Origin of the sequence: Achromobacter sp. DH1f, from assembly GCF_000633435.1 — a bacterium.
GTDB classification, from domain to species: Bacteria; Pseudomonadota; Gammaproteobacteria; order Burkholderiales; family Burkholderiaceae_B; genus Achromobacter; species Achromobacter deleyi.
Genome location: NZ_AYMF01000041.1, coordinates 15,242 through 38,716 on the forward strand (window position 1 = coordinate 15,242; position 23,475 = coordinate 38,716).

The following is a 23,475-nucleotide window of genomic DNA, read 5'->3' on the forward strand; positions in this document are numbered from 1 at the left end:
GGCAAGCCTATTGCCGACCCAGCATATCCCGATCCGCGTCCTGGCGTGGCGCCAGGCTGCGAATCGACCCCGGCGTACGCGAAAAACGCACCGGAATGGACGTGGCCGTCAGGGTGCCCTCGGTGGGGTGCTCGACCTGCTGGAAAAAGCCCGTGGCGGCCAGGTGCGGGTCGTCGAACAGGGCGTCGGGCGTATTGACCCGGGAATGCGGGATGTCGGCATCGGCCAGCCGCGCCAGCCAGTCGTCGGTGGTGTGCAAGGCCACGATGGCGGCCAGGTCCGCATACAGCGCATCGAAGTGGCGGGCGCGCGCGGGCGGACTGGCGTAGCGCGGGTCGGTGGCCAGGTCGGCGCGCCCGGCCAGCGCAAAGAAGCGCTGCCATTGCGCATCCGTATAGGGCAGCAGCGCCAGATGGCCGTCCAGGGTGCGGTAGGGCCGGCGTTCGGGCGACAGGACCCGGCGGTAGCCCATGTCGCCGCGCGGCGGGTCGAAAGTGCGTCCGCCCATATGCTCGATCAGCGTGAACGACACCAGGGTCTCGAACATGGGCACCTCGATGGCCTGGCCGCGCCCGGACTTCTCGCGTTCGTACAGCGCCATCGGAATCGCATAGGCCAGGGTCAGCCCGGCCACCTTGTCGGCCATGATGGTGTTGATATAGGCGGGCGCGCCGCTGTTGCGGCCTTGCAGGTCGGCCAGGCCGCTCATGGCCTGGATGATGTCGTCGAAGGCGGGCTGCGCGGCATATGGCCCGTCCTGGCCAAAGCCTACCGCCGAACAGTAGATCAGCCGCGGGTTGCGGGCGCACAGGCTGGCGGCGTCCAGCCCGGCCCGCGCCAGCGCGCGCGGCCGCACGTTCGAGATGAACACGTCGGCGCCGTCGACCAATTCCAGCAGGCGCTGGCGGTCGTCGGGGTGCTTGGCGTCCAGCGTGATGCTGCGCTTGTTGCGGTTCAGGTTCAGGTACACCGCGCCCATGCCCGGCGAGGCGGCCGGTACCGAGGCCCGGAACACGTCGCCTTCCGGGGACTCGACCTTGATGACGTCGGCCCCCATGTCACCCAGGATCTGCGTGGCGTACGGGCCCATGCCGACCGAGGTCATGTCCACCACCCGCACGCCGGCCAGCGGGCCGGTGGCCGGGGCGGCGGTCATTGCGCCTCCGGGGCGCGCTTGCGGGCCAGGAAGGGCGCCATGTGACGGCGCGGCTCGTCGGTGGTGAAGGCGTTGCCGAAGGCGTCGACGCTGCGGTCCAGACCGGCTTCAAGCGTGGACGTCTCCCAGTAGCGCAGCAGCGCCTTTTGCGAGCGCACGGCCAGCGGTCCGCTGGCCGCGATGGGGCCGACGGTGCGTTCCACCAGGGCGTCCAGCGCCTCGGCGCCAGGTTCGCACAGGAATTGCAGGAATCCCCAGCGCAGCGCCTGGTCGGCGTCGACGGTGGCGCCGGTCAGCAGCAGCCAGTTCGTGGCGCCCGGGCCGATCAGGGCGGGCAGCAGCACGGCGTGGATCACCGACGGAATGCCGACGTGCACTTCCGGCATGCCGAACACGCCATCGCGCGACCCCAGGCGGATGTCGCAGGCTGCGGCCAGTTCCATGCCGGCGCCCAGGCAGAAGCCGGGCAGGCGGGCAATGGTGGGCACCGGCACGTCGCGCACGGCGTCGCACAGGTGGCGCAGGTTGGTGATGAAGGCGCGGCCACCGGCCGGGTCCAGTTCGGCCATTTCATAGATATTGGCGCCGCCGACAAAAGCCTTGTCGCCGCTGCCGCGGATGACCAGCGCGCGGGCGTCGGGCTGTGCGGCGATCCAGCGCACGGCCTCGGTCAGGCCCAGGGTGACGGGCGTGGCCAGGATGTTCAGGCTCTTGGCATCGTGGATCTGCAAGGTGTACACGCCGCGCTCGTCGCGCTGGACGAGGCTGTGGGCAAAGGCGGGAATGGGGGCGGTCATGGCAAGTGTCTCTTTCGTGGAATCGTTGGCGTTGCCAGCCATCCTAGGCCCGGTCGTTGATCACGACAAACAAGTAATTTTCATGGAATAAGTCTGAAGTGGAATGAATCGACGGGGCGGGTTCAAGGCAATGGCGAACCGGCCGCGGCGGGAGTAGTCTTGCCGCTACCCGGGCGACGAGCCTGTTCATGACGAGGGTCTACATGGGTGCTCTGACAAGAATCGCGATGATCGCAAGCATGAGTCTGCTGACGGCCTGCGCCGCGCCGCCGCCCAGGCAGGCCGCCAACGAAAGCGTCGAGAAAGTCCCCGTCAAGGTCGCGCTGGAAAACGGCGGCACCGCCTCGGGTGACCTGGTCGTGACCGTATTCACGCCCGCCGGCGCCGGCAAGCATCCGCTGATCGTCATCAACCATGGCCGGGCGGGCGACCCGGCCGGCCGGGCCAAGCTGGGCCGGGCGCGCTACACGTCGGCCTCGCAGTTCTTCGCGGATGCGGGCTTCGTGGTGGCCGTGCCGGTGCGCCTGGGCTACGGGGCCACCGGCGGCCCCGACCTGGAAAACAGCGGCCCCTGCGGCGACCGCCGCTTCACCCCCATGTTCGACCGGGCCGCCAGCCAGATCAGCCAGGTGGTGCAGGCAATGTCGCAACGCCCGGACGTGGACGCCTCGCGCATCGTCGTGCTGGGCCAGTCGGTGGGCGGAGGCTCCACCGTGGCGCTGGCGGCCCAGAACCCGCCCGGGGTCAAGGCCGCCATCAACTTCGCAGGCGGGGCGGGCGGCGACCCCGTGCGCTCGCCCGGCAAGTCCTGCGGGCCGGAACGGTTGCAAGCCACCTACGCCGCCTATGGCCAGGCGACCCGCCTGCCGATGCTATGGATCTACACCGAAAACGACCTGTACTGGGGCCCCGACTGGCCCAAGCAGTGGGTCGCCGCCTACAACCAGGCAGGCGGCCACGCCACGTTTGTGCCGATGGGGCCGGATGGCGAGAACGGGCATAGCCTGTTTACCCATTCGCCGCAGAAGTGGAAGCCGATCGTGGCGAAGTTCTTGCGCGAGCAGGGGTTTTCGATGGGGGAGTAGCGGGCAGGCGATCAGGCGTATTGCGCGAGGCCATTGCCCATCGACCAGTTCTCTTTCGCCACCTCCACCAGGTTCACGAACACGTCTTCCGGGCGAATGCCTGGGCTTTCGGCGAGCAGTTCCGCCGTCCGCGCAAACAGCGCCTTCTTCTGTTCCAGCGTGCGGGTGTTGTTGGCGGTGATCTGGATGAACACCAGGTCATCGCTACGCGCAACGCCCAGGTACGACTTGCCATAGCGGAAGTCCGCCGCGTCATGCTGGGTAACGGTCATGAACTGATCGTCTTCGGGAACGTTGAAGGTGTCGCGCAGCGCGCGATAGACGCTGTCGAAGATGGCCTGCCTGTAGGCGTCGCTCTTTCCGGTGCGCATTGAGATATGAACGAGTGGCATGTTGGGGCTCTCCTTGGGTTGGACCGCTCCATACTAATCATTCTGATACGCTATGGATGTTTATTTCAACGATAAATATCTGAAATGACTGCGCAATCGCTTGACCTCGATGCCGTGAAAGCCTTCGTCCGCATCGTAGAGCTGGGAAGCTTTACCCGGGCCGCCGAGGCGCTGCAGACGACGCAGGCCGGCATCAGCCTGAAGCTCAAGCGGCTGGAAGACCGGCTGGATACCCGACTGATCGAGCGCACGCCCCGGTATGTCGAGCTATCCGCAAGCGGAGCAATGTTTCTGGAACATGCGCGTGAACTGCTGGCGGCCCATGACCGCGCCCTGGCGGCATTTTCCAGCGCTCGGCAGCGAATCACAGTTGGCATCAGCGATCACGTTGCGGGGCCGGAACTGCCTGCGCTGATCGCACGCATGAACGCGCAAGATCCCGGGTTGTTGATCGACATCCGGATCGGATCGTCCGGCGACCTGCTGCAAAGCTTCGACCGCCGCGAACTCGACACGGTCATCGTCCGCCTGAATGCCGGCCGCAGCGATGGGACCCTGATTGCCGAAGAAAAACTGGGCTGGTTCGCCGCGCCGGGCTGGCAATACCGAGCCGACGAACCCCTGCCGCTTGCCACCCTGGCAGAGCCCTGCGGGGTTCGTGCGCTGGCCGCCAGTCTTCTGGATGCCGCGCACGTCCCCTGGCGAGAAGTCTTTGTCGGCGGCGGCGTGGCGGCCGTCGCGGCGGCGGTCATGGCGGGGTTGGGCGTAGCCGCGCTGGCGCCGAGGATGCTGCCCTTCGGCGCCGTGGATATCGGCGCGAAACTCGGGCTGCCCGAATTGCCGTCTCTGCCCGTCGTGCTTCACACCCGAAGCCAGGATGCCCGCACGCAGGATGCGCTGGCCGCACTTTCCGCTGCGTTTCGCAGCGTGGTGCGCGGGTAGCCGACGCTACCCGCCCCGGCCCGGATCGCCGTCCCGCGCCGGGCCATCAACCCGGCTGAGCGGTTTCACTGCGATTCGTCGCAACGTCCGTCGCCAGCGCGAAGCCTTCATCGAGCCACCCGGTAATCCCGCCGATCATCACCTTCACCGGCCGCCCCAACTGGGCAAACCGTATCGCGCCCCGTGTCGCGCCATTGCAGTGTGGCCCGGCGCAGTACGTCACAAACAGCGTATCCGCCGGGTAGTCCACGAGTTTGGACTCGACGATCTTGCCGTGCGGCAGATTCAGCGCGCCCGGCACGTGGCCCTGCGCATACAGCGCCGGACTGCGCACATCCAGCAGCACGAAACCCGGTGCGCCGCTGGCCAGCGCGCTGGAAACATCGGAACAATCGGTCTCGAACTGCATGGCCGCACGAAAGTGGGCCAGGGCAGTTTCGCTGTGGGCGGCGGGGATGGCGGTGACGGCGTTGGGGGTCGACATGGTTGATCTCTGCGGGAAGGGGTTGTTGAAGCGGTGCCTGGAAAACCAATCCAGTGACGTCATTCTGGCCGTTGGCCGCCATTCGCAGTAGTGGCGTAAATGCCATTCTTCGGTAACATCACGCCATGGCTAATCATCTTGTCGTTGCGCTGGCTTATGACCGGCTCTGTACCTTCGAATTTGGCTGCGTCACCGAGCTGTTCGCGCTGGAACGGCCGGAACTCGGCGTCGACTGGTATCGCTTCGCCGTCTGCGCCAGCGAACCGGGTCCGCTGCGGGCCGCAGGCGGCATCACGGTCGCTGCGCCTTACACACTGAAGATGCTGGACCGCGCCGATACGATCGTGGTGCCCGGTTGGCGCGACGCCGACGAATTGCCGCCCGAGCCACTGCTCAAGCGCATCCGCCTGGCCTACCAGCGCGGGGCGCGGCTGTGCTCGATCTGCTCGGGCGTGTTCGTGCTGGCTGCGGCCGGCGTCCTGGACGGCAAGACCGTGACCACCCACTGGCGCTACGCCGCCGCGCTGCAGCGGCGCTATCCGAACGTGCGGGTCGAGCCGGACGCCTTATATATAGACGAAGGCCAGATCATCACGTCGGCGGGGTCCGCCGCGGGGCTGGACATGCTGCTGCACCTGGTGCGGCGCGATTACGGTGGCGCCGTGGCCAACCGGGTCGCGCAGCGGCTGGTGGTGGCGCCGCACCGAGAAGGCGGCCAGGCACAGTTCGTGCCGCGCCCCATGCCCCAGGACGACAGCGGACGCCTGACCAAACTGATGGACTGGATGCGTCAGCATCCCGCCTTGCCGCACACGCTGCGTTCGCTGGCGGAACGCGCGGCGATGAGCCCGCGCACGCTGCAACGGCAATTCCACGATGCCACCGGCATGGCGCCATATGAATGGCTGGTGCGTGAACGCGTGGCGGCGGCGCGAGACATGCTGGAAGCGCAGACGGCCTTGCCGATTGGACGGATTGCAGAGCTGGCGGGGTTTGGGTCGGAAGAATCGATGCGCAGGCACTTCAGGCGGATCGTGCTGACGAGTCCCGCGGCCTATCGGGAGAAGTTTGGCCGGGGGGCAGCGCCGCTGAAAGACGAGGGTGGCGACGATAGACGGCTGCGCGCAACGTAGATTCCGCCGGAAGACAACAAGTGGACGACATGCATATCCCCGAAATATGGCAGCAAAGACTGGCTGGCGCGGTCATCGAACGACAAGTCATTGGAGAATCCGGAGCGGAAGTCTTTCGCATCCATTGCGATGACGGGCAGGCGCTATTCCTGAAGTCCGAACCTGCGGGCCTGTTGAGTGAGCTTCCTGGCGAAGTCGAACGTCTTCAGTGGCTGCAGCGGTTGGACCTGCCTGGGCCGGCCGTGGTCGGTTTTACGACGGATGACACCCGCCATTGGCTGCTCATGACTGCCGTTCCCGGGCGCGATCTGGCCAGTGCGGATGACCTGCCTTCCGCTCAAATCGTGGATGTTCTGGCGCAGGCACTCCGTCGCCTCCACCAGGTGCCGATCGCAATGTGCCCGTTCCTCCACCCCCTGGAGGAACGTATCGCTGTCGCCAGAGATCGTGTGCGCCAGGGACTCGTCGACGAAACGGACGTTGACGATGAACGCCAAGGGCAGAGCGCTTCGGATGTGCTGGCGGATCTGGTGTCGACGCGTCCGCTGGCCTGCGATCCTGTCGTGACCCATGGCGACGCCTGCCTGCCCAATTTCATGGCAGCCGGCAGCGATTTCACGGGCTTCATCGACTGCGGCCGCTTAGGCGTCAGTGACAGATACCAGGACCTTGCACTGACCGCACGAAGCATCGCGCGCAATCTCGGGCAAGCATGGGTGGCGCCATTCTTTCGTGAATACGGCGTGGAACCCGACCACGAACGCATGGCGTTCTATTGTTTGCTGGATGAGTTTTTCTGAGTGACCGCGTTCAAACACGAAGCAGGAAGCGAGAGCCGGTAGCGCGGATCGCTGGCCGGCCCGCCGTGTCGTGCACGGTGATGATTCAGCGCACTGGCAGCAGATACATCAATCCCCGCGTGAAGCCTCGTGGTGCGACGGTGACATGATCTTCGTCGTTCAAGACCACCGACTCAAGTTTCAACCCTGGGTATTTTCTGCTTTGCAGCGTCTTTTCCAGGGCGCGGTTGTCGGCGACCATGTCCACCGTCTGGTTGTAGCGTCGATCCCCCTTGCGCAAGGCTTCGTAGGCGCCGACATAAAGAAAGACTTTCGCCTTGAGGTCTTGATTGCGCTTGGCGTAGTTTGCTTCGACCTTCAAGATATGTCGTTTGTCGTACCAGAGCGACGGACTGCCGAGGATATAACCGCTGAACAAGTCAGGATCGGTGAAAAGAATCTGCGTCCCCAACAGGGCGCCGTAGGAGTGGCCCAGGAAGATTGCCGTGGCTGGGTCGGTCCGATAGCGAGCGGTGATGAAGGGTTTGACCTGGTCGCGCAGATATTGTTGATAGGCTTGCGAATGGCCGTGGATTGAACCGGGAACGTCCGTGCTCGGGCCGTTGGGTGTCGGTGTGTAATCCCGCCGACGGCTGACACCGCCGTCCTCGCCTTTTCCATACGACAGGCCGACGAGAATGAACTCCTCGATCTTGGGGCCCTCGACATTCAAGCGGCGCGCAAGCTGGCGGATGATCGGGAAGGCGTAGTCGGCGTCGGTCACATACAGCACCGGGTAACGCCGCTGCGGCTGTTTGGCATAGGACGGTGGCAACGCAACGAAGACCTGGTAGCCGCGCTGGGAAACGGGATCAGGCACGTCCCATACTTCGCTGTCGGCGATCTCGTAAGGATGCCCGTTGCCAGACTGCACCTTTGGCGTCGGCGGAACCTGGGCCTGCGTCGAAGCGCTAAGGGTCCCGAAGCCGATCGTCAGGGCGATCACCAGCGCGTGCGGAAAGTGTCGAGGCATAGGTATTCTTCGTCGAAGAGAGAAACCGTAGTCTGACACTAAATTGCGGCCACACTAAATTGCGGCCGCCAGAAATCCTCCGATCAACGCGACCGTGGCGTCGGGGCTTTCTTCCATCAACCAGTGTCCGGCATCCGGGACCACTTCACCGCGCACATTCGTCGCGGCATTGCGCATGACGATCGCCATGTTCTCGCCGAAGGACTTTTCTCCGCCGATGGCGAGCACGGGCATGGTGAGTTTGGTTTTGGATAGTTCGATATTGTCGGCGACGTCTTTCTGGGCGATGGCGTTGAATTGCGCGAAGGCGGCGCGCATGGCGCCCGGCTGGGAATAGAGTTCGGCGTAGTGGCGTCGCGTCGCTTCATCGATTTTGGAAGGCGTGCCGGCAAATTCGTTCCAGAATCGGTCGAGGTAGATGCGTTCTCTGCCCGCGACCAGCCGCTCGAAATCCGGCCCGCCGGCATTGAAGTGCCACAACGCGGGCCACAGGATGATCTGGTCCCAAGGCGCAATGCCCGGCACTGGCGCGTCCATCACGACGAGCTTGTCGACTTTGTCGGGGTAGCTCGCGGCATACGCATAGGCCACCATCGTGCCAATGTCATGGCCGACAACGGCAGTCTTGTCCTGGTTGAGCGCCGTGACCACTGCACGGATGTCGACAGCCTGCGATTTCTTGTCGTAGCCGCTGGCGGCCTTTGACGAATGCCCCATGCCGCGCAGGTCCGGCACGATCACCAGGTGCGTCTTGGCAAGGGCTTGCGCGAGCGGGCCCCACATGTCGCCGGTATCTCCGAACCCATGAATGAGCACCACGGCAGGTCCCGCGCCGCCGGACCGGACGAAAATGCGCTCGCCATCGGCCGTGGTCACGGTCTGGTTCTTGAAGTGGCTGAAGTGATTTTTCATATCGGTACTCCGAATATCACCAGGTGTACTTCACGCCGATCCGCCCGACATATTGATGGTAGTCCTGCGCGCCCCAACTGCCCGACGCGTTGACCCAGCCCGCCCAGCCCTTGGTGAAGTCGCCATGGACGCCCACCTTCAATTCATAGCGGTCCTTGGGATACAAACCACCGACGGGCAGTTGGTTGAACGACACGGAACTGTCGACGCTGCTGTGCCACCAATTCACGGTCGCGAAGGGTTGGGCCTTGCGGTTGTTGCCCAGGTCCAGCGTGGTGAAGGTGCGCACCCCCAGGCGGGTGATGGTGCCGCTGGAGTCGGCGCGGTCTACCCGGGTGCCGTTCTGTTCCGTGATGCTGTCCGTGTTGCTGTCGACATAGATGATCTGGGCCTGCGGCTCCAGCATCCAGTTTTCCCGCAGCTTGAACGCGTAGCCGGCTTCCGCGGACACCGCCCACGCTTGAGAGTCGTAGTCGACTCGTGGCAGGTCGGTTCCTTGCACCCGGTTGTTGAACCAGCCGTATTGGAACCAGGTGTCCACATAGGCGCCCAGTTTGGTTTCGTCGTTTTGAAACCAGGTGCCGTACAGGCCCGCGCTGTACCCGTTGACGCGTCCCTTGGCCTTGTACGGGTTGCCGTCGGCGCGGGCCGTGCTGTCGGCCGTGCCGTAGCCGAGCATGGCCCCCAGATGCAGGCGATCGGTCTCTGAAAACAGTTTCCACTGCGCAAGATCGCCGCCGCCCTGCAACAGGAACAGGTCGGTGCTGACGTCAAAATTGCCGTCGCGGCTGTGGCTGCCTTCCCATTTGCCCACCGCGCGCAACCAGATCGATTTGCGCTTGCTGTCGTCATTCGGGAACGCTTGCGACTCGATGAACTGCGGTTCTCCCAGCCGGTCGTGCATGCTCTGCACGAACATCTGCCCGACCAGGCGCTGGTTGGCCAGGTACGCCGCGACTTCGGGCCGGTACAGCGGTTCGGGATCGGGCGTGGGGCCGGGCGGGGCAGGGGGCACGGGCGGATCCGGTTCCTTTTCCGACCGCAGGTACCAGCTCTGATCGGCAGGTGCCGCGGGCGAGCCCTGGTAGAGCCGATATTCGTAGGGGCCAGCGACAGCCCGTCCGGTCAAGGAGAATGCGGACGCCTGGGTCGTGGCCCCGTTGATGGCGTCGACGACCTTGATGCCGGCGGCCGTGGTCAAGGCCCCCGGCCCGCCGGCATTGGCGATGCGCAAGCCCGTGGCGCCTGTCGCGGCGCCGCCATCGATGACCAGCCGGTCCGAGGGGGAACTGTCGTCCCCCAGATAGGTGTTCAAGCCGATCAGGCCCCCGCCAGATCCGGTGTAATTGGCGGCGGTCAATGTCTTGAAGGCGCCCGACGACGGCGCCGTGAACAGAATCTGGCTGGCGTTGTTGGTCAGCGAGGTCACGTTTGAACTGCCGGACATGTTCCAGACCGTGCCATTGCTTAGCGAGACGGTGGACGTGGTGCCGGCCTCGGTCAACGCCGACCCATTGAGCGTGGCGCCGGACGCGTTGATCGTGGCGACACTCGTCGGCCCCGCCGCGGGCGCGCTGACGGCGCCTGGCAGAATCGTCACCCCCACCCCGGAAAGCCCCGTCGAGTTGACCCCGGTGGCGGTCGTCCCATCCGGCGCCGCCAGCGGGTTGGCGGCCAGCGTCGAAGTGCCGATCACATGCAGCCAGCGCGGCGCGCCCGTCACTTGCGTGCCCGTCAACGTGACTTGGGCGGTGCCGCCATTGACGGCGATGGCATCGGATTGCGCGCTGGTCAGCGTGCCGCCCGTCAGGGTCGCGGTGGCCGTGACCCCCGCGTCGCTGCTCAGTCCCAAACCTGTCCCATCGACGCCGCTTGCCTGCAAGGTGGCATTGCTGGCGTTCAAAGTGCCGTTGATCACGCGCGCGGCAAACGCGCCCTGGCCGCTGGTGGTGACCGACGTGCCATCGACAGAAAGGGTCGCCAGCGCGCCGCGGGCGTACAGGCCGTGGGAATTGGCGCCTTGCGTCTGGACGGACCCGCCGGTGAGACTCAGTGCCACATTGTCGGTGGCCGTCGTGCCCCAGGCCGTCGCGCCGGGCGCATTGCTGTTCGTGGACAGCGCCGTGACGTTGGTCCCGATCACGCGAGAGTTCGCGCCGTAACTGAGCAAGTTGTAGCCGGAGCTGCCCTGGGTCGTGACGCGTGCATCCTGCAGCGTGATGGTCGACCCCATGACCGCATAGGCGCCGTAGCCCGACGCCCCGGAGGTGGTCACCGCCACGTTCGATGCGGTGATTGTGCCCGCGTTGGCGAACAGGCCGCTGCCGCTGGCGCCCGTCGTGGTGATGGTGGTGCCGTTGATCGTGGCGTCCGAGCCGATGGCGCCCACCCCGTAGGCCACGTCGCCGGCCGTCGAGATGGTGCCGCCCGTGACCATCAACTTGCCGCGCACGCCATTCAGGGCGTTGGCCAGCGCCCCATAGGCGCCATAGGTGCCGGTGCCGTCCCGATAGGCGTTGCCCATCGTGCTGATGGTGACGTTGTTGAGCGTGACCTGGCTGCCGAAGGCATAGGCGCCCGTCGCGCCCAGGCCTTCCGTGAGGATGTTGGCCTGGGTCAGGGACATGCTGCTGTTGTGGCTGGCGACGACGCCGTAAGAGCCGACGGGCAGGCCGCCGACGATGCCGTAGCCGCCGGTGGTATGGATGTTCAGCCCGCCTGGCGACGTCGCCGATACCCCGGTGTTCTGCGTCCACAGCGCGGCTGCCGCATTCCCCGTGGTCGTGATGGACGTGGTGATGCCGGGCGCGGCGCCGCTGCGGAAGGTGATCGTTCCGCCTGTGGCGTAGATGCCGAACGCATTGAAGTTGCTTGCCGAGAATGACACCGATCCGGGGCTGGGGCCCGCTGCGGGATCGACGATCAATGTCCCGCCGGACACGGCCGATGACGTCCCTGGCGTGGTGATCGTGGTGCCGCCCACCACGGTGGTGGTGCCGCTGCCCACGTTGACGGGCGTGCCGATCGGTCCGGGACCGACCGTCTGCGCACAGACATCGTTTACTGCGGGGAATAGCGACCCCGTGGCGACTACGGGATATAGCCAGTGCAGCGCCGAACGCCGCGGAAATAATGAGCCTGATACTAACCAGCGTTTCATAGCGACACTCCAGAAGTTGCGGTAGACAACTCACACGGTCAGACTTGATGAAACTGGCAATATCTGTAACTAGGCGAAAAGGCTAACACATGACGGGGGAAATGGTCGCAAAAAAGAGACTATCGGTTCGAACCACGTATATTGTCGGTATCTCACTGTTAAGTATTGTCAACAAAAAAAACGAAGCCAAGCGGCTGCGATATGGTGTCGATGCTTGTTCCTGCTCCAGCGAGCCGATAAATCCAACGCGAGACGCGTCGGTGCACCTATCGCGATATTTTTGAATATCGCCTGGGAGAATGGGCAGGACGGGTCCACGCGCATACTGCTGCCAGCAGCGAGAAGGTCACACATACCGAATAAAGCGCTTTTCGACGATTGGCGAGGCGAGGGAGAACGACGTGTTGCTGCAGCAAGGCGGGCGTGAACAACAGACGTGGCGCACCGTGCGCCGCGTCACGCTGGGTTTCGCTGTCGTCTGGCTGGCGCTGGTGGCCGGTCTGGGATGGTGGATTTCGCAGGGAATCGTGTCAGCGCAATTGGCGAGGTCGGCGGCTAGCGCCGAATACGAAGCGAAAACGACTGCGCGCGTCATGGACCGGCTGTTCACCGAGATGGCGAGCGTGGCCAATATGGTGGCGCGGCAGGGCCTGGTGATTGAACTCGCCATGCGTTATCGCACGGATCCCCCTGGGGCCGCCGCGCTGACACGGCAGCAGCGCGCTGCGCAGTTTGCGAGCGATCCGCTGGTGCGCAGGGTCGGCGATTTCATGAACGCGCTGGCCAGTGACCTGCGCTACGCCCGCATTTACATGAATAACATGTCGGACGACACCGTATCGGCCAGCAACTGGGCCGAACCCGACAGCATCGTGGGCATGATCTATTCGGGGCGGCCCTATCTGATTGACGCGTTGCGTACCGGCAATGGTCATTATTTCGGTATCGCGCGTTTGAATAAATCCCCATCCTATTTCGTGGCCAGTCGTATCGAGGACGCGAACGACGTGCCGTTGGGTTCCGTCACGGTCAAGTTCGACGCGCCAGAGGTCGCGCTGTATTTGACAGGGCGCCATGTCGCGCTGATCGTGAATCGTCAGGGGCGGGTGATCACGGCGTCGTCAGAGCTGTTCATGCTGCGCAATGTCGCAGCGCTCCTGCCGCCAGGCATGGTGCTTGCGCCGGATGGTGAGGAAGATCCAGGCGAACGCATGGACGTGCGCCCGGCAGGCGACTCGGACCTTGCCGACCAATGGCTCATCGACGGCCGGCCTTATCTGCTGCGGCGCCAGCCGTTGTCGGGTACCCAATATCAGTTGCTCACGCTGGCGACGCTGGAGCACCTGGCACCCATGCGCAGGCAGCACTTTTGGATCGCCGGGTTGGTTGCGGTGGTCGGCCTGGTCCTGATTCTGCTGACGGGCCATGTCGCTAGGCAGATCGTCATGCGCCGACAGGATGAACGGTATGCCGCCAACTATGACGCGCTGACCGGCCTGCCGAATCGACGCGCAGTGTTGGCTGAATTGGAGCGGTTGTTCGCGCTGGCAAAGCGGACACAGCAATGGGTTCTGGTAGCGTTTATCGATCTGGATGGGTTCAAACCCATCAACGACACCTATGGGCACGAGGTCGGCGACAGATTCCTGATCGAGGTGGGCCGGCGCATGTCGGCCGGTCTCCGTGCGAGCGACATGCTGGGTCGATGGGGCGGCGACGAGTTCGTTGTGATTGGACTCGTGGATCCGTCCAGGTCCGACAATCCGCAAAGGGTCGTCGACGAGATGCGCAACCGGCTGGCGCAGCCGCTGATCGGTACCTACACCGCCGCCGACTGCAGTTTCCACTATCGAGGTGCAAGCTTTGGCATCGTCACCGTGGACCCCGCCGTCAGTTCGTTGCAAGCCGCTCTCAAACAGGCTGATCAGCTTATGTATGCAGACAAACAGGCACGGCGGGCGCAGCAGGCTGTTAAAGGGGGGCAGGCGGTTGACGTTATACATGAAGCACGTTCAGCAGATAACGGCATTCCTCTCGTGCGAAATAGCTGACAGCCTTGTCAACGGCAAAGTCTAGTTCATGACCAAAATGGTGTCAGACTACGGTTTCGCCAACAATACTGTAGTCTGACCCGTTATTTTTTGATGCCACCTTGGGTTTATCGCGCACACCATACCGAGTTGTTTTTAGGTAGCTGTCGATCCGGAGCGCGCGTACACGGAAATCTGATGTGGTACTTGCATCGCCCCGTATTTGCTGATCTACTTTTCTGAGGTTGGGACAGTCAAAGGAGGCGAAAGATAATGGGCCGCTTTCAGCGTATTGCATTGACCGTAATACTCACTCACCTGATCTGGCCCGCGACGAGTTCGGGCCAGACTGCTCCAATCTTGTCGCCTGGCTGGTCGCAGGCGCTCCCTGCAGGCCCAGACACTCGCGTCAAAATCACCGAGGAATATGCGCGCCACGTCGGTGGCGATGCGTATTTCTGGGCGTGGCCGATGCTCAACGTCTACAAACGCCGGCTCGGTTACGCGCAGGTGCAGCAGACGGCGCGTGCGGGTCCTTTGATGGTCGTCCCGCTGAACCGCGTCGGCATGTTCACCGATTACGTCGATCCATTGGAGCGCGCGGTTGCCTGCCCGAACCAAGACGTGGTCTACGGAATCGGCGCATTGGCGCTTGATGTTTCACCTGTCGTCGTCCAGGTGCCCGATTTCGGAGAACGCTTTTGGGTCTACCAGATCGTCGATCTGCGCACGGACAGCTTCGTGCAGCTGGGCAAAATGTATGGCACGACACCGGGTTTCTATCTGCTTGTCGGCCCCAATTGGCACGGTGAAGTGCCCAAGGGAATCACCAAGGTGTTTCGCTCGTCGACCAACACGGGTCTGGCTGCACCGCGCGTCTTCCAGGACGATACGCCGCAGGATAAGCAGGCCATCCAGCGCGTGCTGCCGGGCATTGCTATCTATCCACTCGCCGAGTATGACGGTCACATGAAAAGGACCGACTGGGCCACTCTTCCGACGGTGGCTGCACCGCCAGCCAGCGATCAGGAAACACAATGGGTGGTGCCGGAGAGTTTTGTCGACGAGTTGCCCCTTGTGTTGGCCGATGCTCCACCCATGCCGGGCGAGGAAGCTCGCTACGCACAGGTGCTCGCGGTGCTGGCAGCAGCCAGGAACGACCCGAAGATCAGGCAGGCGATGATCGAAGGCGCGAAGGATGCGGACGACAAGCTCGTCAAGCCGCTTTTCCAGTTCCGCAACTACGGGCAGCAGTTGCCGCAACACTGGAGCACGATCTCCAATGAATCGGCCTTCGGCACCGACTACTTCACGCGCACGGCGGTTGCCAAGTCCAATATCTTCGTCAATTCACCGAACGAGACGAAGTATTTCTACCAAGACCTGGACACCGATGGCACCCGGCTGAACAGTAAAAACCGCTATACCGTCACCTTTCCCAAGGGAGGAACGCCGCCCGTCAATGGTTTCTGGTCGCTGTCGATCTACAACGAGCATCATTTCTTCGTTGCCAACCCGATCAATCGCTTTTCCGTCGGTACGAAGAACAAGGACCTGCAACTGTCACCCGATGGTTCGCTGACGATCTACGTGCAGGCAGACGAGCCGCGTGACGCCGCACAGCGCGCCAATTGGTTGCCAGCGCCCCAAGGCGATTTCTCGCTCTACATTCGGGCCTACTGGCCGCAGCCTGCGGTAATGGAAGGTACGTGGACACCACCCGCCGTGCGGCTGAACTGAACTTGAGCAAGGAGACTGCAATGCGCGTGAAATCGTCATTTGTGGGCGGACTGGCCGCGGTTCTTTTCTCGGGCATGTTAGGCGCACAGCCGGTTACTGCACCTGCCAGCGAGCAGGTAATTAGTGACAGCTATATCTACTTGCTGAGTCGTCTGCTCGTGTTGCGTCAGCAGCAGCTCGACTTCAAGGAGGGTTTCAAGTGGAACCAATTGATGCATCGCAAGCCCGGCGAGGTTGCGTGGCCCAACCCGAACCTGGACGTGGCCTACTCAGAAGCTTGGGTGACAGTCGACGAGAAGAGCTGCGCACTGGTGACAGTGCCCAAAATCTCCGGCCGCTACTACACCATGCAGTTCCTTAATGGCTGGGGCGAGACGGTGCTCAATCTCAACGAGCGGTTGTATCCACAGCATCCATACGGAGAATTTGCCGTATGCCTGCGAGGTGCCGACGTCAAGCTGCCAGCGGCGGCGCTCCGCGTTGACGTGCCGGTGAAAAATATGCGCGTGTTATCGCGCGTCGAACTGGGCGCGAACTGGGATGAGGCGGTGGCGCTGCAGAAGAAGTTTGAGATCCGCTCCACTGGTAAGCCCGTGCCGCCGAAGGTGCCGCACACGGTGATGTTTGACATAGGAGAACTGCCTGGCGTCGAAGCTTTCGAATCGGCGCAAGCGGCACTGGACAGTGAAGCCGACATCAATCCGGGCATGGAAAATATGCAGGCTAGCACGCGCATGATTGCCCTGGCCGTCAAGGATCCGGCTGAGCGCCAGCGTGTGGACCAAGTGGTCCGCCGCAAGGCATTCGCTGACCTGAACCAGGCGATGTTGACGATAGCTGGCAGCCCCAAGCATAACGGTTGGGTGCTGCCAAAAATATCTGGCTCCTACGGCAGTGATTGGCTTATGCGTACGCTCATCAACGACGGTGGCATCTGGGCCAATGTCCCCGAAGAGGTGATCTACTACAAAGCCTTTGTCGACCCCGACGGACAGCGGTTGTCAGGCGATCATTCTTACACACTGCACTTCAGCAAGGAGCAGCTTCCCGCGCAGTTTGCTACCTACTTCTGGTCTGTGATCGCGGTCGATGGAGTGCATAGGCGCGTGCTCCCCAATTCACTTAAGCGCTACCTGATCAGCAAGGAATCGCATCTGCAGTACGCACAGGACGGATCGCTAACGTTGTATTTAGCCGACCAGAAACCTGCAAACGCGCCAGAAGGGAACTGGTTGCCGACACCAAAGGGGTTGAGCTATAGCCTGACGTTCCGCTTCTATCGTGGACAAGGAGCGGTCGCGCAGCGGACTTACTTCCCGCCAGCGCTACTCAGGCAATGAAGCAAATGCGGTCGGATTCAGGATTCCCTTGGCCATATAGTGTTGATTTGCGCGGAAAACCGACCGCTGGGTCCGTTTCGGATGCAAATCAAGATCGTTTGATCGCCAGATTTCGAAAACGTAGTCTGATACTTTATCCTCGGGTACCTCTCGCTGGTAGCTCCAATCAGGACGTCTCCGCTAAATATTCTGGTGTCGCAAGCTCGCCAAAGCGCTTCCAATAGAGGCAAAAATCTATTGCGGTGTTGAACCAATGAGTGCGGTCCAGCGTTGCCCGATGCTTCTCTCAAAGATCATGCCGCGCACGGTGCCTCGCGAGCGTAGCTCGAAGCGCTGCTTTGTCGCACTCTGGAAGGTGATCCCAAGCAATCCGCAGACCGGGATGGACTCCAAAATGTTTACGGGTATCGGGTGTAAGCTTGGTGGGCAAGATGATGGCTCCGGCATCATCGAATGAGATCAGGCCGCGGTCGAACAAGTTGTCCAGTGGCACGGATAGCAGCAGGCCGTTGTTCACGTCGCCGCGAAGAGCTACGTCAAGACTCCACGCGACGATGTGCGACGCACGGAGCTGGTCATTGCAAGTGACGCCGTGAACCGAGCACTTGTCCGACCATCGGCGTTGAAGAGCTCGCCGAAAAGCTGCATGCTGAGGTCCGCGGACCCAAACTTCCCGCAGTAGCTCTGATGCAACAGGGTCTACCGAGCCGCCGTAGCCGCTGCTTGCAGGCAACGCTCCCGCTATTAGCAGTTCCTTCACGGCTTGCGCCTGCGCAGCCTCAAGCTTAAGTGCGCTGAGAATGGCCTGGAAGCCAAGAGCGTTTTGTTTGAGGCTTGTTGTTGCGTAATGAACGTAACCCTCGATGGCCTGAATCACGTTAGGCACTACGCGCTCTCCAAGCCGAGTAATGATCGCGTCGACAAAGAGCTGCAGCCCGAAAGCGCGCATCGGTGCCTTAAACGTTTCCCCCGCGACTAGGCATCGGAAATTGTTGAAGTTTGCACTGGCAGTGTCTTTGTTGATGCCATGGATTTCGCTCAAGGCCTCAAGTTCATGTGCGCGTTTGGAGTCCTGCAGATACGTACGTACTGCTGCATCGCGAATCGCCAGGTAGTCATTGTCAGGAAGAATATGGCCTCTGGATTTACGTGTCGGCCCCGAGCCATCGAGGGCTTGTGTGTTCGGAAGAGCGACCTCCTCGTACCCGGTGCCAGTGCCTGCCATTGGCACTTGCAGCTTGAGCCAAAGGGCGGAACCATCGTCCTGGAGCCGGACATCAGTGATGTCAAAGACGTGGTCCGGCGAGCAACGGCGCGTCTTACCATCTTTCAGGATGGCCCTCATTGGGAAAGGCTGTGGCATGGCTGCAGCGATATGCAGCGCATCCCACAATGACTGCCGGTGCTGTGAGGTGGACCGGTCACGCTCTTTCGCAGCACGGTACCAGTACTCCCCCGTCTCAGGGTTCTTTGTGATACCCCACCGCTCGAACTCCCGCGTGCCGTTAATGCAGTGGAAGTTCCAGATCGTCATGCCAAATCGCTTGGCGTTCCCGTTGCGGGCATCACTCATCGGCACATCGAAAGAAAACCAGCGCTGCCCAGCCTTCAGCACTTGCAATTTCTCCAGATATGCGCGGTCGGATGGAAGCGAGTAGATCGTCACTAATGGTCCTCAAAAGGCCGTTTGAATCAAGCAATGGTGTAATCAAGCAATGGTGTCTGACACCTTATCCTTCAGGCTAGTCGGAGAGTTAACTGTCATATGTGGGTTTTTAGGTAGCTCGCGTAGAAAGGCGATGCTCGCATCGGCTTAAGTGCCCAGTGATACTTGGCACCGCTCCGCTTTCCAATGACGTAGTCAAGCTTGTCTTGACTGTAGTTATGATGCTGAAAGCGTCGACGCTCAAATTGCTTGTTCCACAAGGGCGCGGACCCAAAGCGCTCGCCGAATCTATGCAGAACGGCCGCTTCACAGTCGAGGTACGTGTTGGGCTGATTCCTCACTCTTGGCGTTGCTACGCAAACTTGGAATTTAAACTCACCCACTAATTCTTCGAGCTTACGCGCCCATTTTTTGTGAGATGCAATCCTGCTGCCGAAGCTGCCCTCTCCTACGTACACAACAGGAGACTCCCCATCTGGGTAGCTAATAGCGAAGTTTCCAGCGAGGCGAATGACATAAACGCTGCGATCCAGGCGCTTAGAAATTGCTCCGGCATTTACCAGCCTCGGCAAGAGTGTTTTGCCCCAAGTCTCATGAGGAAGCCAATCAACGCAAGTCCAGACGAGCGGTACTGTTATGACGTCCGACATCAATCCCCCAGCATAATTACAAATAGACGATAAGCTACTGGGCAGAATTAATAGCTTAAAAATATGGAGCCCAATCGATCTTATTGGGGCAGAATCTTGCCGATGTTTGAGCAAACCAAAAGAGTCTCCTGGTGACTGTCCGCTCTTGGCCGAGAGCGGGCGTCGTCAACGGGCCGAGTCCGACGGATTGCGGTCTTCCAGCCAGTAATTCCGGCCCAGAATTGCAACTTAGCCGACCGCACTGGTGTTGGTTTAAATCAGCGAATTAGCCTTTTTTGAAATCCCAGGTCATCTCTCTTTCTCTTGCGGTCGATGCAGACCATCTCTCCAAAGCCGCCCGTGAAGCATTCATGAACGAGAGCGGCCACAATTTACTATTGTGGACCCCATGCAAAGCCGCTGGACACACCCTGCGCAGCAAAGCAAAGCAAGGCGAGGCATTGCATCCAATGAGATACCCTCGAAAATTGCTTAACAGCTACGAAGTTCTGCCGCAGGCTATGTATATCCAGTTCACTCCGAGCAAAAATGGATGCCTCAAGATTGGCTTCAGCGAAGTCGACCCCTTTAGCCGCCACGACGGAAGCCACCGTGACCGAACCAACCGCCACTGAAATTTCAGCCGCAGCCGCCTCTCAAAAGGGCGAGTTTTTCCTGATCGACGCCAGCTTCTTGAGCAACGGCGGGATTCCCGGCATAGAAATCGCCAACGAAGAAAAGTTGATCCAACCGGGAATGCATGTCGTCTCGCGCCCTGACGGAACGCCAAATCAGTATCCAGAGCGTCCCCACCTGGTTCATGTACCGGGGAAGGGCGCAATGCCACGCGATCTGGAAGAGTTCGCCGGCATATGGGTTGTGTCCGAGCCGTTGAAGCGGCTGTTTGAACAAATGGACGCCGAGGCGTTTGCATTTGTGGCCTGCGACTTCAGCCTTGCTGACGGCAGCCCCGGTCCTCAGTACTACCTGGGCAATGTGCTGCGCAGAATTGATGCCCTGGATGAAGCCTCCTCTCGCGTGAGGATCAAGCTCGACCACAATGATCAGACCGGCGAGGAGGAGAAGCTCTATAGCCTCGTCGGCGGGGCCAGCCTGGTGTTCAGACGGGATGTTGTGGGGGATGCCCATATCTTCCGCCAGGACCGCATGGGCGCGCCTCCCATCTGCGACCGCGCGATGTTTGACGCATTGCGTGCGGCTAACTTCTCCGGCGTACGGCTGCGCGATGTCGCCGATCTCTAAGAAAGGCGCCTTCAAACGGATTCTTGAATGAGGTTGTGCGCCGGCATTCAGGCGCGACGCCAATATTCGGCGATGACGCCCAACGTCGGCCGCACCGCGGCCTCCCCAGTCTTGCGTGAGGCGGGTGTTCCCGTCGTAGTCGCACCGCCGCCCCATTCCCCGACGTCGAGCAAAGCAGATATGCGGTCCTGCGCATAGCGCCGTATCTGCGTCGCGCCTACCATGCTGCAAACACAAGAACCCCCAGGGTGGAGACAGCATGAGAATGGCAAGTGCGCTGACCGCGGTCAGCCTGTGGCTCGGTGCGGGCCTGATATCGGCGGCGGTGGCGGCCGGGGCGTATCCTGACCGGCCGGTCAAACTGATCGTGCCGTTCCCGGCCGGCGGGGCCACCGACCTGATGGCGCGCTCGCTGGCGCAAGGGCTGGGCGAAAAGCTTGGCCAGACCGTCGTGGTGGAAAACCGTGGGGGGGCTGGCGGCGCCATCGGCGCCGAGGCCGTGGCTGGCGCCGCGCCGGACGGCTACACGCTGCTGTATTCGACCATGGGCGTGCTGACCATCAATCCGTCGTTGTATCCCAAGCTGCGCTATGACCCGCAGCGCAGCTTCGCGCCGGTGTCGCTGACCAACCTGACCTCCAACCTGCTGGTGGTCAACCCCGCGCTGAAGGTCGACTCGGTGGCTGCGCTGGCCGAGATGGCGCGCGAGCGGCCGGGCGAGCTGACCTTCAGTTCGTCGGGCAACGGCACCACCAGCCACCTGGCGGGCGAGATGTTCAAGACAGCGGCGCATGCCGACATCCGCCACATTCCCTACAAGGGCACGTCGGGCGCCATCAATGACTTCCTGGCCGGCCGCATCTCGATGATGATCGACACCTCGTCCAACTTCATCGAGCAGGTCAAGCAGGGCAAGGTGCGGGCGCTGGCCGTGACCAGCCGTCAGCGGCTGGCGGCGCTGCCCGACGTGCCGTCGATGTCGGAGACGCCGGGGTTCGAGGACTATGAGGTCAGCCTGTGGTCGGGGGTGCTGGCGCCGGCGGGCACGCCGCGTCCGGTCATCGACCGCCTGAATGCCGACATCCAGGCGGTGATGACGTCGCCGCAGATGGTCGAGCGCATGGCCGGCTATGGCATCCAGACCACTCACAGCACGCCCGAGGCCTTTGCCGAACGCATCCGCGTCGATACGGCGAAATGGGCGCGCATCATCGAACAGTCCGGCGCGCGCGCCGATTGAGGCCTCGGCCCTACTAGGGAAATCCCATGCGTACGATGCTTCGATCCCTGCTGGCGACGGTTGCGCTGTCCGTCGCTGGCGCCTCTGCCGTGGCGGCGTATCCCGACCGGCCCGTCATTCTGGTCAATCCCTATGCCGCGGGCGGCCCCGCCGACGTGGTGGCGCGCAGCCTGGCGCGGGCGCTGGAAAAGCGCCTGGGCCAGCCGGTGGTGGTGGAGAACAAGCCGGGCGGCGGCGCTTCCATCGGCACCGGCTTCGTGGCGCGCGCCAAGCCGGACGGTTACACGCTGCTGCTGGGCACCTCGGCCGGCCACGTGGTCACGCCGCTGATGCAGAAGACCGTGTACGACGGCGTCAAGGGCTTCGCCTTCTGCGCGGTGGTGGCGGTGCAGCCCATCATGCTGGTGGTCAATCCGTCGCGCGGCATCCGTTCGGTGCCGGCGCTGATCGCTCGCGCCAAGGCCGAACCCGGCAAGTGGAGCTACGGCTCGGCCGGCGTGGGCGGCGCCACGCACCTGGGCGCCGAACTGTTTCAGCAGGTCGCGGGTGTGCAGCTGAACCACATTCCCTATGCCGGCGCGTCGCCTGCCATCAACGACGTGGTGGGCGGCCAGACCGACCTGGCCATGCTGAACCTGTCGGCCAGCCTGCCGTTCATCCGCCAGGGGCGCCTGGTGGCGCTGGCCTATGCGTCGGACAAGCGCTCGCCCTTGCTGCCGGACGTGCCGACGCTGGCCGAAGCGGGCGTGGCGGGCGCGGACGCGGCCACCTGGTATAGCCTGGCGGCGCCGGCCGGCACGCCTGCCGAGATCGTGCGCACGCTGAGCGAGACCGTCCGGGCCGTGAACGACGATCCCGACTACCGCCGCGTGATGCAGGAGCAGGCGATAGCGTTGATGGCGTTGTCGCCGCAGGAGGCGGACGCCTACGTCGCCAAGGACCAGGCCGACATGCGCCGACTGCTGGGCGCGCTGGGGCTGCTGGCCAAATGAGGACGCAAGGGACGCATCATCCATGAATTTCGATTTCAGCGAACTGAGCACGACCAATGCCTTCAAGCTGCTGTCCAGCGTGGTGGTGCCGCGGCCCATCGCCTGGGTGGTGAGCCAGTCGGCGCAGGGGCAACGCAACGCCGCGCCGTTCTCGTTCTTCAACGTGGTCAGCAGCGATCCGCCGATCGTGGCGCTGGGCATTGGCCCGCGCGGCGGGCAGCTCAAAGACACGTCGCGCAATATTCTTGAGACGGGCGAGTTCGTCATCAATCTGGTGTCGGCCGAGCTGGCCGCGCAGATGAATCACACCAGCCTGGACTACGTGTCCGAGGTGGACGAGCTGACGCGCGCCGGGCTGGCGACCGAACCGTCGCTGGTGGTTGCGCCGCCGCGCATCGCGCTCAGCCCGGCAGCGCTGGAATGCCGGGTGTGGCAGGTGCTAGATGCCGCGCCGCAGCGGGTCATCGTGCTGGCGCGGGTGGTGGCGTTGTACCTGCGCGACGACGCGCTGTTGGACGCGCAGCGCTTTCATGTGGACACGCCCGCGCTGCGCCTGCTGGGCCGCATGCACGGCGCCGGTTGGTATGCGCACACCAGCGACCTGTTCCAGATGCGCGCGCCGGACGCCGCCAACGATCCGGCGGTGCGGCCGGCCCAGGGCCATTGAAGCGCGTCACGAATTCGAATCCATAGGGAGCCTTT

The 23,475-nt window shown here is 62.7% G+C and carries 20 protein-coding genes; 12 read left to right on the forward strand and 8 right to left on the reverse strand.

Going from position 1 to position 23,475, the window contains the following annotated elements:
- Positions 1–7: 7 nt before the first annotated feature.
- Together U858_RS0130765 and U858_RS0130770 are read right to left on the reverse strand one after the other, a co-directional pair.
- On the reverse strand, positions 8–1,156 hold the full coding sequence (locus U858_RS0130765) for a CaiB/BaiF CoA-transferase family protein (RefSeq protein ID WP_025140948.1): 1,149 nt from the start codon (positions 1,154–1,156) through the stop codon (positions 8–10).
- Entirely contained in the window at positions 1,153–1,953 is an 801-nt protein-coding gene (locus tag U858_RS0130770) for an enoyl-CoA hydratase (protein ID WP_025140949.1), read from the reverse strand. The genes U858_RS0130765 and U858_RS0130770 overlap by 4 nt, the downstream gene beginning before the upstream one ends.
- Before the next feature lie 239 nt (positions 1,954–2,192).
- Between U858_RS0130770 and U858_RS0130775 the strand changes: the two genes are divergently transcribed.
- Positions 2,193–3,038, forward strand: coding sequence for a dienelactone hydrolase family protein (locus U858_RS0130775; RefSeq protein ID WP_025140950.1), 846 nt, complete (start codon positions 2,193–2,195; stop codon positions 3,036–3,038).
- Between the two features lie 11 nt (positions 3,039–3,049).
- On the opposite strand, the gene U858_RS0130780 is transcribed toward U858_RS0130775, so the two are convergent.
- The gene (locus U858_RS0130780) at positions 3,050–3,430 is read right to left on the reverse strand and encodes a tautomerase family protein (protein WP_025140951.1); all 381 of its coding nucleotides are present in this window, start codon (positions 3,428–3,430) and stop codon (positions 3,050–3,052) included.
- An 84-nt stretch (positions 3,431–3,514) separates the two neighbouring features.
- Between U858_RS0130780 and U858_RS0130785 the strand changes: the two genes are divergently transcribed.
- A complete protein-coding gene (locus U858_RS0130785; RefSeq protein WP_025140952.1) occupies positions 3,515–4,372 on the forward strand; it encodes a LysR family transcriptional regulator in 858 nt (285 codons plus the stop codon).
- A 46-nt stretch (positions 4,373–4,418) separates the two neighbouring features.
- Here U858_RS0130785 and U858_RS0130790 read toward each other — a convergent pair whose 3' ends face one another.
- Positions 4,419–4,856: a rhodanese-like domain-containing protein gene (locus tag U858_RS0130790; RefSeq protein ID WP_025140953.1), complete on the reverse strand. Its 438-nt coding sequence runs from the start codon at positions 4,854–4,856 to the stop codon at positions 4,419–4,421.
- A gap of 125 nt (positions 4,857–4,981) precedes the next feature.
- Here U858_RS0130790 and ftrA point away from each other — a divergent pair, with 125 nt between their 5' ends.
- Together ftrA and U858_RS0130800 are read left to right on the forward strand one after the other, a co-directional pair.
- On the forward strand, positions 4,982–5,989 hold the full coding sequence (ftrA, locus tag U858_RS0130795; protein WP_025140954.1) for a transcriptional regulator FtrA: 1,008 nt from the start codon (positions 4,982–4,984) through the stop codon (positions 5,987–5,989).
- Between the two features lie 29 nt (positions 5,990–6,018).
- Positions 6,019–6,789, forward strand: a complete 771-nt coding sequence (locus U858_RS0130800; protein ID WP_025140955.1) for an APH(3') family aminoglycoside O-phosphotransferase — start codon at positions 6,019–6,021, stop codon at positions 6,787–6,789.
- Positions 6,790–6,874: 85 nt separating this feature from the next.
- Here the strand turns inward: U858_RS0130800 and U858_RS0130805 are convergent, their stop codons facing one another.
- The 3 genes from U858_RS0130805 to U858_RS34510 are packed head-to-tail and all read right to left on the reverse strand — an operon-like array spanning position 6,875 to position 11,873.
- Complete coding sequence (locus tag U858_RS0130805; RefSeq protein ID WP_025140956.1) at positions 6,875–7,801, reverse strand: alpha/beta hydrolase; 927 nt, start codon at positions 7,799–7,801, stop codon at positions 6,875–6,877.
- A 54-nt stretch (positions 7,802–7,855) separates the two neighbouring features.
- Positions 7,856–8,713 (reverse strand): alpha/beta fold hydrolase, encoded by an 858-nt coding sequence (locus U858_RS0130810; protein ID WP_025140957.1) that lies wholly within the window; start codon positions 8,711–8,713, stop codon positions 7,856–7,858.
- A 16-nt stretch (positions 8,714–8,729) separates the two neighbouring features.
- A complete protein-coding gene (locus tag U858_RS34510; RefSeq protein WP_081821788.1) occupies positions 8,730–11,873 on the reverse strand; it encodes an autotransporter outer membrane beta-barrel domain-containing protein in 3,144 nt (1,047 codons plus the stop codon).
- Positions 11,874–12,274: 401 nt separating this feature from the next.
- Here U858_RS34510 and U858_RS0130820 point away from each other — a divergent pair, with 401 nt between their 5' ends.
- The 3 genes from U858_RS0130820 to U858_RS0130830 all read left to right on the forward strand — a co-directional run bounded on the left by U858_RS0130820 (position 12,275) and on the right by U858_RS0130830 (position 16,983).
- On the forward strand, positions 12,275–13,924 hold the full coding sequence (locus tag U858_RS0130820) for a sensor domain-containing diguanylate cyclase (RefSeq protein WP_232786638.1): 1,650 nt from the start codon (positions 12,275–12,277) through the stop codon (positions 13,922–13,924).
- Between the two features lie 252 nt (positions 13,925–14,176).
- Entirely contained in the window at positions 14,177–15,643 is a 1,467-nt protein-coding gene (locus U858_RS0130825; RefSeq protein ID WP_029954582.1) for a DUF1254 domain-containing protein, read from the forward strand.
- Complete coding sequence (locus U858_RS0130830; protein ID WP_198529772.1) at positions 15,613–16,983, forward strand: DUF1214 domain-containing protein; 1,371 nt, start codon at positions 15,613–15,615, stop codon at positions 16,981–16,983. Before U858_RS0130825 ends, U858_RS0130830 begins: the two co-directional genes overlap by 31 nt.
- A 286-nt stretch (positions 16,984–17,269) precedes the next feature.
- Here the strand turns inward: U858_RS0130830 and U858_RS34515 are convergent, their stop codons facing one another.
- Positions 17,270–18,649: an HNH endonuclease gene (locus U858_RS34515; RefSeq protein ID WP_157838884.1), complete on the reverse strand. Its 1,380-nt coding sequence runs from the start codon at positions 18,647–18,649 to the stop codon at positions 17,270–17,272.
- A gap of 925 nt (positions 18,650–19,574) precedes the next feature.
- Between U858_RS34515 and U858_RS36040 the strand changes: the two genes are divergently transcribed.
- From U858_RS36040 to U858_RS0130855, 5 genes are all read left to right on the forward strand, one after another.
- The gene (locus U858_RS36040) at positions 19,575–19,913 is read left to right on the forward strand and encodes a hypothetical protein (RefSeq protein ID WP_198529773.1); all 339 of its coding nucleotides are present in this window, start codon (positions 19,575–19,577) and stop codon (positions 19,911–19,913) included.
- Positions 19,828–20,541 (forward strand): imm11 family protein, encoded by a 714-nt coding sequence (locus U858_RS0130840; RefSeq protein WP_051593726.1) that lies wholly within the window; start codon positions 19,828–19,830, stop codon positions 20,539–20,541. Before U858_RS36040 ends, U858_RS0130840 begins: the two co-directional genes overlap by 86 nt.
- Positions 20,542–20,800: 259 nt before the next feature.
- Positions 20,801–21,781, forward strand: coding sequence for a tripartite tricarboxylate transporter substrate binding protein (locus U858_RS0130845; protein WP_025140964.1), 981 nt, complete (start codon positions 20,801–20,803; stop codon positions 21,779–21,781).
- A 35-nt stretch (positions 21,782–21,816) separates the two neighbouring features.
- On the forward strand, positions 21,817–22,773 hold the full coding sequence (locus U858_RS0130850; RefSeq protein ID WP_081821789.1) for a tripartite tricarboxylate transporter substrate binding protein: 957 nt from the start codon (positions 21,817–21,819) through the stop codon (positions 22,771–22,773).
- A 22-nt stretch (positions 22,774–22,795) separates the two neighbouring features.
- Positions 22,796–23,440 carry a flavin reductase family protein gene (locus U858_RS0130855; RefSeq protein ID WP_025140966.1) on the forward strand — a complete coding sequence of 215 codons (645 nt, stop codon included), beginning with the start codon at positions 22,796–22,798 and terminating at the stop codon, positions 23,438–23,440.
- Positions 23,441–23,475: the final 35 nt, after the last annotated feature.

Coding starts and splice junctions, on each gene's coding strand:
- U858_RS34510 (WP_081821788.1), bottom strand. CDS start 11,873: ATGAAACGCTGGTTAGTATCAGGCTCATTATTTCCGCGGCGTTCGGCG.
- U858_RS0130800 (WP_025140955.1), top strand. CDS start 6,019: ATGCATATCCCCGAAATATGGCAGCAAAGACTGGCTGGCGCGGTCATC.
- U858_RS0130810 (WP_025140957.1), bottom strand. CDS start 8,713: ATGAAAAATCACTTCAGCCACTTCAAGAACCAGACCGTGACCACGGCC.
- U858_RS0130790 (WP_025140953.1), bottom strand. CDS start 4,856: ATGTCGACCCCCAACGCCGTCACCGCCATCCCCGCCGCCCACAGCGAA.
- U858_RS0130775 (WP_025140950.1), top strand. CDS start 2,193: ATGAGTCTGCTGACGGCCTGCGCCGCGCCGCCGCCCAGGCAGGCCGCC.
- U858_RS0130855 (WP_025140966.1), top strand. CDS start 22,796: ATGAATTTCGATTTCAGCGAACTGAGCACGACCAATGCCTTCAAGCTG.
- U858_RS0130785 (WP_025140952.1), top strand. CDS start 3,515: ATGACTGCGCAATCGCTTGACCTCGATGCCGTGAAAGCCTTCGTCCGC.
- U858_RS0130780 (WP_025140951.1), bottom strand. CDS start 3,430: ATGCCACTCGTTCATATCTCAATGCGCACCGGAAAGAGCGACGCCTAC.
- U858_RS0130770 (WP_025140949.1), bottom strand. CDS start 1,953: ATGACCGCCCCCATTCCCGCCTTTGCCCACAGCCTCGTCCAGCGCGAC.
- U858_RS0130805 (WP_025140956.1), bottom strand. CDS start 7,801: ATGCCTCGACACTTTCCGCACGCGCTGGTGATCGCCCTGACGATCGGC.
- U858_RS0130840 (WP_051593726.1), top strand. CDS start 19,828: ATGGATGCCTCAAGATTGGCTTCAGCGAAGTCGACCCCTTTAGCCGCC.
- U858_RS0130850 (WP_081821789.1), top strand. CDS start 21,817: ATGCTTCGATCCCTGCTGGCGACGGTTGCGCTGTCCGTCGCTGGCGCC.
- ftrA (WP_025140954.1), top strand. CDS start 4,982: ATGGCTAATCATCTTGTCGTTGCGCTGGCTTATGACCGGCTCTGTACC.
- U858_RS0130765 (WP_025140948.1), bottom strand. CDS start 1,156: ATGACCGCCGCCCCGGCCACCGGCCCGCTGGCCGGCGTGCGGGTGGTG.
- U858_RS0130845 (WP_025140964.1), top strand. CDS start 20,801: ATGAGAATGGCAAGTGCGCTGACCGCGGTCAGCCTGTGGCTCGGTGCG.
- U858_RS0130825 (WP_029954582.1), top strand. CDS start 14,177: ATGGGCCGCTTTCAGCGTATTGCATTGACCGTAATACTCACTCACCTG.